The organism is Acinetobacter lactucae (genome assembly GCF_013344765.1).
In the GTDB taxonomy this organism is placed as follows: Bacteria; Pseudomonadota; Gammaproteobacteria; order Pseudomonadales; family Moraxellaceae; genus Acinetobacter; species Acinetobacter lactucae_A.
Genome location: NZ_JABVBF010000281.1, coordinates 1 through 2,200, shown reverse-complemented (window position 1 = coordinate 2,200; position 2,200 = coordinate 1). Strand labels below are relative to the sequence as shown.

1 protein-coding gene is annotated in these 2,200 nt (G+C 35.2%); it reads right to left on the bottom strand.

From position 1 onward, the window contains the following. Positions 1 to 27: 27 nt before the first annotated feature. A complete protein-coding gene (locus HUN22_RS16660; RefSeq protein WP_174731716.1) occupies positions 28 to 2,082 on the bottom strand; it encodes a bifunctional diguanylate cyclase/phosphodiesterase in 2,055 nt (684 codons plus the stop codon). Positions 2,083 to 2,200: the final 118 nt, after the last annotated feature.

Below are 2,200 nucleotides of genomic sequence, written 5' to 3'. Positions count from 1 at the left end.
TAAATGTTGAAATCAATTTAGAAAAGATTAAGCAAAGTGTGCACCTTGAGACTCAATGAGTTGATCGACGTGAACAGGCATTCCTAATAGATAACCCTGAAATTGTTGACACCCTAAACGTGTTAAAATCTCAACCTGCTGTTGAGTTTCTACCCCTTCTGCTGTTACGGTTAAGCCTAACTTTTTAGTTAAATGTATAATACTTTCTAGAATTACTTCTTCTTTGGAACCCGGTTTTAAATCAACGATAAAACCACGATCAATTTTCAACTCATCTACAGGTAAATCTTTTAAATATAAGAAACTCGAATGCCCTGTTCCAAAATCGTCGATTGCAACACGAATACCCATATCACGTAGTCGCTCACAAGCGCGAATACTCAAATCGATATGCCGCATTGCAGTAGATTCAGTAATCTCAACAATTAAGTGATGAGGTTGAATTTGATATTTTTTTAGTAATGCCTCAAGCGTACTAAATAATTTTTTATTTTCAAACTGTAGAGCAGATAAGTTTACAGCGACTGGATAAAACGGGGTATTACTGCGTTCCCACTCTTGAATTTGCAGGCAAGCTTGCTCAAGTGCCCAATATCCCATGGGAATGATCAAACCCGTTTTTTCTGCACCTTCTATGAACATATGCGGTGTGAGTATTCCTAAAGCTGGATGATTCCAACGGATTAATGCTTCAACGCCACAGACTTCAAGATTCGTATTAAATTTTGGTTGGTAATATAGGATGAACTGCTTTTCTTCTACGGCCTTATAAAGATCATTGATCAGTTTTGACTGACTTCTCGTTTCTTGTTGATGGGTTGAATAACTAAAAATAGTATAAGTATTTCGGCCTTGTTCTTTAGACATGAGCATCGCGGCATCAGCGTTCATGAGTAAGTCCTGAACATTTTGTCCATGCTCAGGAAATAGTGCCACCCCTAAACTCGCAGAGATGTTAATTTCTTTACCAGAAATTTGATAACTCTCCTGAATCAGCTGTAAAACTTTCTCAGCCAAAACAACTGCTTCATCTGCATTGGTATTTTCCGCAATAAGCAAAAATTCATCGCCACCAATTCTAAGTAGTTTACATTTCTCATTGAGTTGCCAATGCAGACGATTTGCCATTTGAATGAGTAATTGGTCACCAACATGATGTCCAAAGGCATCATTGACCGATTTAAACCGATCTAAATCAATATATAAAAAAGCAATTTTCTGGTCTTTATATCGGTGATCTGACAGAAGGACTTCAGCATAATCAACCAAGTAAAGTCGATTAGGCAGTTTAGTTAAATTATCTTGTATTGAGAGATTTGCTAATTCTTTATTCGCCTTACGCAATTCTAAATTTTGTTGTGTGAGACGTTGCTCTAACATTGCAACAATAAAACTTGCTACGAGTACCAAACATGTGACCAAAATAATTGTAAATAATAATAAGTCATGTTCAGCTTGATATTGGCTGATAAATGTATCAGTAATATTGGTCGCAATAAGTGCTGTATAGTGCATCCCCATAATGCTTAAGGTCATCATCACCGAAAATGCGATTTTTAAAGTTGAGCGATATCGTTCAGTATCTTTTAATTTATAGGCGAGTAAAAATGCCAGCCCTGAACCGCTCATCGCAATTAATGCAGAAAATAGGAGTAAGAATGAAGTGTAATCTTTTTTATAAACATTAATATTCCAGCCCAACATGCTAATGTAATACGAAGCTGAAATTCCAATTCCCATAATAATCGAACTCAAAATGAGTCTAAATAAAGGAAGTGTAAAACGCGAAGTCAACCACATAGCAGTACAAGATAACAACGCACTAATGACATAAGAAACGATAATTAAAGGAATATTTGAGGTAGCTGTATCAAGCAGATGATAAGCTTGTATACCAATAATATGCACAATACTAATTGCTAATGCGAGTAGGAATCCATTGATAAATAAAATTAAGGACTCAAATTTTTTATAGACTTGCGTGAATATCAATTGCTCCATGGAAATTACAATATAGCAAATGAAGCCAGCTGCAATAAAAGAGCCGACGATCAATGTGCTATCGTAATCAACATGACCCATATTGGACTTCCATGATTATTCAATACTTTTTTTTATTTTGTTCAACTCATTGCCCAAAATACAATTAAACATGTTAAAGAAATTTTAGTAAATTTGACTTATTCAGTCAGTTATAAAC